This window comes from Acinetobacter sp. UBA3132 (genome assembly GCF_002364825.1).
GTDB classification, from domain to species: domain Bacteria; phylum Pseudomonadota; class Gammaproteobacteria; order Pseudomonadales; family Moraxellaceae; genus Acinetobacter; species Acinetobacter schindleri.
The window spans coordinates 1-8,598 of sequence record NZ_DEZM01000183.1; the positions used below are offsets into that span (position 1 = coordinate 1).

5 protein-coding genes are annotated in these 8,598 nt (G+C 45.7%); all 5 read right to left on the bottom strand.

Annotated elements, in window-relative coordinates; translation table 11 throughout:
* A partial coding sequence (rlmF, locus tag B4033_RS09875) for a 23S rRNA (adenine(1618)-N(6))-methyltransferase RlmF (RefSeq protein ID WP_286833560.1) occupies window positions 1–962 on the bottom strand: 962 nt, incomplete at its 3' end.
* A 170-nt stretch (window positions 963–1,132) separates the two neighbouring features.
* Window positions 1,133–3,172, bottom strand: coding sequence for an NAD-dependent DNA ligase LigA (gene ligA / locus B4033_RS09880; protein ID WP_286833557.1), 2,040 nt, complete (start codon window positions 3,170–3,172; stop codon window positions 1,133–1,135).
* 94 nt (window positions 3,173–3,266) lie between these two features.
* Window positions 3,267–4,253: a cell division protein ZipA C-terminal FtsZ-binding domain-containing protein gene (locus tag B4033_RS09885; RefSeq protein WP_286833558.1), complete on the bottom strand. Its 987-nt coding sequence runs from the start codon at window positions 4,251–4,253 to the stop codon at window positions 3,267–3,269.
* Between the two features lies 1 nt (window position 4,254).
* A complete protein-coding gene (smc, locus tag B4033_RS09890; RefSeq protein ID WP_286833561.1) occupies window positions 4,255–7,707 on the bottom strand; it encodes a chromosome segregation protein SMC in 3,453 nt (1,150 codons plus the stop codon).
* Window positions 7,708–7,718: 11 nt separating this feature from the next.
* Complete coding sequence (locus B4033_RS09895; protein WP_071320916.1) at window positions 7,719–8,411, bottom strand: GntR family transcriptional regulator; 693 nt, start codon at window positions 8,409–8,411, stop codon at window positions 7,719–7,721.
* Between the last annotated feature and the right edge of the window lie 187 nt (window positions 8,412–8,598).

Genomic DNA, 8,598 nt, shown 5'->3' on the forward strand with positions numbered 1-8,598 from the left:
CAACGTGCATTTCTCCATGCTTGTTGTTGCTTTGAATCTAAAAAAGTCCAAGCGACAAAACGACTTTCTTTTTGCCCCTGCGTCATTTTAATGGTTTTCACATCTACTGCTCCGCTCTTACGCAACGCATTTAAAAGCACAGGCAATGTGGTTTTCTTAGAAACGAGTGTGCTAAACCAAAGGCATTGCTCAGCAAACTGTATGCTCTCTTGTACCATTTGGCAGACAAAGCGTTCTTCACCACCGTCACACCAGAGTTCATTTTTTTGACCACCAAAGTTTAACACCACCTTTGTCCGATCAGCCGGCTTGCCGAGTTTTCTTAATTTTTGTGTTGTTGTGGCATTTGCTTCATCTTGCGAGGCATGAAATGGCGGGTTACACATCGTCAAATCAAAACGCTCTGTGGGTTTAATCAGACCCTTGAAAATATTGTTTGAGTTCTTCTGCAATCGAATCTGAATCCCTTTACGTAGATTTGGATTCGCCTCGACAATAAATTGAGCACTTTTAACGGATGCAGAATGAATGTCTGAGCCGACAAATTTCCAACCATAGCTACGATGACCAATGATTGGATAAATACAGTTCGCACCAACCCCAATATCCAAGACTTGAACTGCAGGTCCTGTTGGAATCTGACCTTGATGATTGGCACTCAACAAGTCAGCCAGATAGTGGATATAGTCGGCTCTACCCGGAATAGGCGGACAAAGAAAATCTTGAGGAATATCCCAATATTGAATGCCATAAAAATGTTTCAGCAATGCTTTATTGAGAATTTTCACAGCGTGTGGATCAGAAAAATCGACTGAAAGATCATTATATTTATTTAGGCTAACAAAAGGTGCAAGTTCCGGACAAGTCTTCATTAACTGAGGGAAATCGTAACGACTGCGATGCAGATTTCGTACATGTAATTCCGATTTTTGTTGCGGAAAAGTTTTCTTTGCTTGCGCCATGTGTATGCCAATCATCAACGGGAGAACAGAATCATCTGATGAGACAGGCTCAATACCTGTCAATAGATCAATATTGTACGTGAATTCAGTTCATCATGACGAGCCCAACCCAATCAAGCCATTAAAAAAGACATCCGAGGATGTCTTTTTTAATTCCTGCTTAAGATCGATTAAGCAGGAAGTTGACCATGCTCTTTCATTAAGGCAATAAACTGTTCTTCATTTAATACTGGCACGCCGAGCTTTTCTGCCTTATCCAGCTTCGAACCAGCTTTCTCACCTGCAACCACACATTTGGTTTTACTCGACACACTGCCACTCACACGTGCGCCTAAAGCTTGCAGCAATTGAGTTGCTTCATCACGCCCCATAGAGCTTAAAGTTCCAGTTACCACCCAGCTTTCGCCATTCAAAGGCTGACGTGTTGGCGCAATTGGTGCATCCCAGTGAATACCCGCTGCCAATAGACGATCCAGTACTTCCAGGTTATGCGGTGCCTGGAAGAAATCCAGAATCCATTCAGCCGTAATATCACCGACATCTGGGGTTTTCTTTAGCGCATCAAGATCAGCACGACGTAAAGCATCCAGCGTCTGGAAAGTATTGGCCAGCATACGTGCTGTGGTTTCACCGACACCACGAATACCTAATGCATAAATGAAAGCAGCCAATGTCGTTTTCTTACTGTTTTCGATAGAATCAATCAAGTTCTGAACAGATTTCTCGCCCATTTTTTCAATCTGTAGCAGCTGATCACGATGTTCATGCAGGTGATAGATATCAGCCACATCTTTCAACAGATTCAAGTGCAATAAAGATTCTACCCAACGATCGCCCAAGCCTTCGATATCCATTGCCTTACGTGACACAAAATGACGGATGGTTTCAATACGTTGTGCAGCACAATACAACTCACCTGAACAGCGTGCCAGTGCTTCACCTTCTGGCATCACTACAGGGGAACCACACACCGGACAGTTTTTTGGCAGATATACTTCAACTGCGTCAATCGGACGGAATTCTGGCCAGACTTTTTCAACTTTAGGAATGACATCCCCACTACGGTAAACGCTGACCGTATCCCCGATCCGTACATCCAGACGGTGAATTTCGCCAATGTTATGCAAGGTCACATTGGAAACTGTCACGCCACCAACTGCGACGGGATTCAAGCGTGCGACAGGGGTCAAAGTCCCGGTACGCCCCACCTGCCAGTCAATATTTTCAACTGTCGTCAGTGCTGCAACCGCAGGAAATTTATAAGCCGTTGCCCAGCGTGGTTCACGACTTAAAAAGCCCAATTGCTGCTGCTGTTTCAGGTCATTGACCTTGATCACCATGCCATCAATCTCAACACTGAGGTTTGGACGTTCCTTATTGATCTGCTCATAGACTTGCTGTACGTCTTCAATGCTATCGCAGATGAAATGGCGTTCACCCACGGCGAAACCAAAGTGCTGTAACCATTCCAGACTTGCTGACATCGTGGTCTGTCCATGATGCGGCACACACTGCGCAATACCATAGGCATAGAATGCGAGTGGACGTGAAGCAGCAATATTTGGGTCCAGCTGACGTAAACTACCTGCGGCGGCATTGCGTGGATTGGCAAAAGTCTTTTCACCTTTGGCCAAGTTCGCCGCATTCAGCTTTTCAAAACCGGATTTCGGCATCAAGACTTCACCACGTACTTCCAGCAGGTCAGGCACCTTGCAGTGACCTTCACATAATAATTTTGGCAGGTTGCGGATAGTTTTTACATTCTGGGTAATGTCTTCCCCAGTTTCACCATCGCCACGGGTTACACCGCGCACTAATACCCCATGTTCATACCACAGGGAAATGGCCAGACCGTCAAATTTCAGCTCGACATCATATTCAATTTTCTGGTTCGGCAAGCGTTCTTCAATACGGCGGGCAAAGGCAAATAAATCTTCTTTATTAAATACGTTGCCTAAAGACAGCATCGGTACGGCATGCGTTACAGTCACGAATTTTGCTAAAGGCTGACCACCGACACGGTTAGTCGGTGTATCCGGCTGCACCAATGCTGGATATTGTTCTTCAAGGGCTTTGAGCTGATGAAAAAGCTGATCATATTCACTGTCCTCAATCGTCGGCTGATCCATCACATAATAGGCATGATTATGCTTGGCAATCAGTTGAATCAGCTGGCGCATTTGCGCAACGACAGTGGTTTCCTGGGTCATAGTTTCACCATAAAAAAGGGCGGAAAACCCGCCCTGTATATTCTTCAGTTTTGGCTATTATAAAAATCGAAATGTCCAGTTTCAATACAGAAACTTAGACTTCTGCTGGCTGTCCCGCACGGTAATCAATCGCCTGATGACGCCAGAACTCACGCAGCTGCGGTGTAAACTCCTGCTGGTTCTGATCATAGACAATACCGTCTACTTCACGGGCAATCAGACGTGAAATACTGTCCATGGTATCAAAAGCATTTTGTACATCACTGTGCGGCAGTGCCAGGAAGAATGCCAGACCTTTTACTTCTTCAGTTGACAAAGTTTCCAGATCAAAACCTTCCATACCTGTATCCGTGATCTGCAATACCGAGAATAGCAGTTTAGAACCATCTTCGCTGTAGCGATGGAAACAAGCTAGCTCACCATAGCGCAGGCCGTATTTCAGCAGAACTTTTAGCGTTTTTTCACCAGACAATACACGGCCTTGTGGAATGACACTCAGCGAAATAATCATTTCCGCATTCGCCAATGCACACTCATCATCCACGACTTTCTGTTCATGCAGATGCGCATCAAGAATACTGCTTTCATCTTCAAAGTCTGAAATTTCAGCTTTTTCAATATTACTGTTCAGGCTAAATTCAGCAGGTTTGACTTCCTCTGTAACAGCATTTTCAGCCTTAGCTTCCTCAGCAAATGATTCTTTTACTTCAGCTTTTGCGACTTCTGCTTCAGCCTCTTGAACGATTGGCGTATCCAGCGGGCTTTCAGATTCTGCTACAGGCTTGGCTGTTTCCGTCAATGTCGGCTCTACTTTTGCCGTTTCTTTTGGTTCTGTTGCAGGTGCTGTGCTTTCAACAGTTTCCGCATTCAGGCTCGGTTCAACACGTTGCGCCTCTGCCTCCTGTGCTGACAGCTGGGCACGCACATGACGCGGAATAACCGGTGTCTGACTGTCTGGATCAATATGTAATTCCGAATCCAATGATGGTGCTGCATCAGCAGGTTTTTTCATGATCATTCGAATGCCCAAGAGCATAATCACGACTGCTACAACAATCCCGAGAATAGTAGTGATTTCCATTTTATGCCTCCGCAGCTAAGCCGTATTCTTTTGCCTGTTCCAAATTCACTGTAACCAGTTTTGAGGTGCCCGGTTCAGGCATGGTCACACCCAAGAGGTCTGTTGCCATCATCATTGCAAGCTTATTATGTGTGATGTAAATAAATTGCACTTGTTCTGAAAGCTCTTTGACTAAATTACAAAAACGCCCCACGTTCGCATCATCCAATGGTGCATCGACTTCATCGAGCACACAGAATGGCGCTGGATTGAGACGAAAAATCGCAAACACCAGAGCCAATGCAGTTAATGCTTTTTCGCCACCAGACAATAAAGCCAATGAACTGTTACGCTTACCTGGTGGTCGTGCCATCAGTTTTACACCTGATTGCCATCCATCTTCAAGACTTAAGCTCGCTTCACCGCCATTAAATACTTTCGGGAACAGGTTTTGCAATTCAGCATTGACCTGATCAAAAGTATGCATAAACAGCTTGCGCGTTTCCTGATCGATGCTCTTCATGGCCGCCTGCAGCTGCTCGACGGTATTTTCCAGATCCTGAATCTGATGGCTCAACTCATTATAGCGTTTTGAAACCTCTTCATATTCTTCAGATGCTGCAAGATTCACCGCTCCGAGCTTGTCGAACTGCGATTGGGCTTTTTCCAGCTTGACCTGATGTACTTTGACTTCGATATTCAGACCGGTAATGACTTCACTATTCAATTCTTTTAGCTGCTCAGAATAGTGTTGCAGATCAGATTTAGCTGCCTGCCAGGCCAGGCGTTTCTGTTCCAGTGTATTCCGCAACATTTCATCCTGCTGCTGGAACTGATGACGCTGTTCAGTGAGCCGCTGTTGTTTATTTTGTACCTGATTCAGCTCGACCTGCCATTCCGACCAGGTTTTTTGCAGTTTCCCTGTCAATTCCACCTGCTGGTTAAACTGGCTTTCCAGATGCGGCAGTTCTAACTGTACCGGATCAATAAATTTCTTGGCCTGTTCAATCTGGCTAATAATTTGCTGGTATTGCTCTTTCAGGAATACCCGGTCTTTTTCTAGTAATTCGACTTGCTGTTTGGACTGAACCGATTGACGACGAGTAATTTCCAGTTCCTGCTGAGCATTGTGGGTTTGCTGCTGGCAATCTTCCAGTTGCGTAGTCAGTTCATCCAGCTGGAATTGCAAGGTCTTATAATTCGGTAAAGCCTGTTCCAGTTTTAGGTTTAATGCATGCAGATCAATTTCCAGATCATCTTTTTGCATTGCATCTTCTTCAAGCTGTTCATCTAGCTGCTGGAGCTGGTTCTGCAACTGCTGTTTCTGCACAGCAAAAGCCTGAGCGGCGCTTTGCACTTTGGCAATATTTAAGTCCAGCTGTTGCAGCTGCTTCTGTGCCTGTTGCTGTTGACTGGTGATTTGCTGTAGCTGAATTTGCAGCGCTGTCAGCTGTTCTTTTGATTCAGCCAAATGCTGTTCAGCTTGGCGGGATTGCTCTTCCAGCTTAGCTAGTTGTAGTTCAATTTCATCCAGACGAATCCGGTGGCTCAGTGCGCCTTGACCTGCCTGGCTAGCTTCATCAAACTCTAGTCCAATCACCCAGTCTGGACCGACATGATAAGCATCTAAACTAAGGATGGATTGACCCGACTGCAATTGGTTTTGTAGTTGTAGCGCTTGCTGAAGGGTTTCCACTACGGCGACCTGCTGCCATAAAGAATACTGTGGTTTTTCAATCCAGTCCGCCAGAGATTGGACATTTGCTAGCTGGATTTTAGCAGGCGATTGCTGTGCTTTCAGTTGACGTGCTGTATTTTCCAGAAAATGATCTGAATCCGAAAGTACCTGAGCAGACAGCCATTTTTCCAGGAATTTTTCGATCAGGCTGGCATGGGCTTTGCCCTGCTCATTCAGTTTTAGCACATGCATCAGTTGCACGGTATCCGCTTTAGCTGCCGGATTAGCTTTCGCCAGAAGTTGGGAAAGGTTTTTCTTTTCTGCATTCAATACTTGCAACTCAGATTTCAACTGTATCTGTTGTTGCTGTTGTTCGCTATGTGCCTGTTTGACCTGTTCCAGCTGCTGGCTCAGCTCAACATAATGGCTTTCTAGGCGAATAAGCTGTTGTTCAGTATCAGCTTTCTCCCGATGATACTGTTCCAGCTCATCTTGCTGTGCTTGATTCTGAATCTGAGCTGATTGTTGCTGCAAGGTTTCTTTTTGCTGCTCGATACGAATGATATTTTTAGCTAATTGCTCGCTTTGTGCCAGCATCTGCATCTTGCGCTGCTGTTGCTGTTCGACTTGAGTTTTAATCCGAGCAAACTGGGTCGCGACTGAAGCCTGTTGAGATTTCAGTTCCTGCAAACCTTGTTGCTGATCCTGACTTAAACCTTCCTGTTGTTGTAACTGTGTGGTTTGATCTTCTAGTTGCTCTTGTAGGGTATCCAGTTGCAATTCAATCAACTGTAAACGTTCTTTGGTTTGAGCTTTCTGTTGTTCTAGTTGCACCAGGCTGGTTGAGTTTTGCTCCAGCAGAGACTGTTTCTGCTTCAGGTTTATTTCCAGTTCAGCCAGCTTTTTCTCGGCCTGTTGCCATTCATTTTGCAATGGGGTGGACTGCTGAATCAGACGCTGAAACAGCTCACTGGTTGCTCCCAGATCGTGCTCAACCGTGGTCAGTTCAGAACGTACTAACTTGAAGCTGTCGCCTAGCGTGTTCATCTCAACGGTATATTCTTCCTGCAAGCGCTGGCTTTGCTCGCACTGGAATGACAGTATTTCAATTTTCAGGGTACGGATCTGCCCTTCGAGTTCTTTATATTGAATTGCAGTTTCGGACTGGCGTTTTAAGGTTTTGAGTTGGGACTTGAGTTCGGAAGCAATATCTTCTAAGCGAGACAGATTCTGGGTGGTATGTTCCAGATGCTGCATGGTTTCGCGACGACGGGCCTGATAGCGCGATACGCCCGCTGCCTCTTCGATATAAACCCGCATTTCTTCAGGCTTGGCATCGACCAGACGGTTAATCATGCCCTGCTCGATAATGGCGTAGGAACGTGGTCCCAGACCAGTACCCAGGAAAATATCAGTGATGTCACGACGACGACATTTGGTGCCATTCAGGAAATATTCAGACTTGCCATCCCGGTTGACCTGACGGCGTACGGCCAGCTCGTTATAGGCATTATAGGCACCGCCGAGCTTGCCATAGGTATTTTCAAAGCGCAGTTCTACACTGGCAATTCCCACCGGTTTACGTTTGGCCGTTCCGGTAAAAATCACATCCTGCATGCTGCCGCCCCGTAACTGACGGGCACTCGACTCCCCCATTACCCAGCGAATTGCATCGATGACGTTAGACTTGCCACAACCATTGGGCCCCACAACGGCAGTCCGGTTATCTTTAAAGTGTAAAGTTGTACTATCGGCAAAAGATTTGAAGCCTGAAAGTTTTAAACTGCTTAAACGCATAATGTCCTGATTTAACGGCGCGAGCGTCTCGCCCACGCAAGTTCAATTTGTTTCATCCGTGTTAGTGATTCCAACACAAGGTTGCGCAAGTGTCGACAAAAATCTTCCATAAATAAAGTGGCCTGATGTGATTTTCGGCTCAGAATTGCATCAGTTACCAGCTTAAACAGATCAAAAGATTCTTGTAGCTCGCGCTTGGAAATATTCAGGGTTAAAAAGTAACTGCGTCGCAGTGAAGGCAGTAGCTCATGGTAGTAACGCATCAGATAGGGATTACCAACCATGTCCTGCTGCTCCAAGCCCTGAAAGATCAAATCATAAAACTTTTCGGTGTGACCTTGACGGGTTTCCGCTTCTAATTGTTCTAATAATAGCTGAACACGCTCTGCCTCATGCGGGCGCCAGGTTTCAGCCATACGCTGCACGATCTGACCTAGCAGAAGACAGCACATTTCAAACAGGGCACGAACTTGCAGTGCAGACATTTCTGAGACAATGGCACCGCGGCGCGGATAGATTTCGATGAGCTGGGTGCGTTCCAGCAATAATAATGCCTCGCGTACAGAACCACGACTGACATCAAGTTCTGATGCAATTCTCAGTTCCTGGATCCGCTCACCTTCGACGAGCTCACCACGAATAATCTGTTCACTGATATGCCTGGCGATCTGCTCAGACAAGCTGTTTGCTTTTTCCTCGTGCATGGCCATCCTGTCTTTATTTTTATTGATGCAGTTCTTGTCATGCTGAATGACTTTTCATTTATTTAACCTATTTTATTGAAGGAATGCTTTGACATTGTCAGACAATATTCTGTCTACGCAGCCAACCAGCCTCTATATAAACCAGCTTAGCGGTTGTTTATGCTGTTTTTTATTCTCTTTATCAGCG

What these genes read in the sequence shown, in the direction of transcription:
- smc (WP_286833561.1), bottom strand. Translation starts at nt 7,707, where the DNA reads ATGCGTTTAAGCAGTTTAAAACTTTCAGGCTTCAAATCTTTTGCCGAT.
- ligA (WP_286833557.1), bottom strand. Translation starts at nt 3,172, where the DNA reads ATGACCCAGGAAACCACTGTCGTTGCGCAAATGCGCCAGCTGATTCAA.
- B4033_RS09895 (WP_071320916.1), bottom strand. Translation starts at nt 8,411, where the DNA reads ATGCACGAGGAAAAAGCAAACAGCTTGTCTGAGCAGATCGCCAGGCAT.
- B4033_RS09885 (WP_286833558.1), bottom strand. Translation starts at nt 4,253, where the DNA reads ATGGAAATCACTACTATTCTCGGGATTGTTGTAGCAGTCGTGATTATG.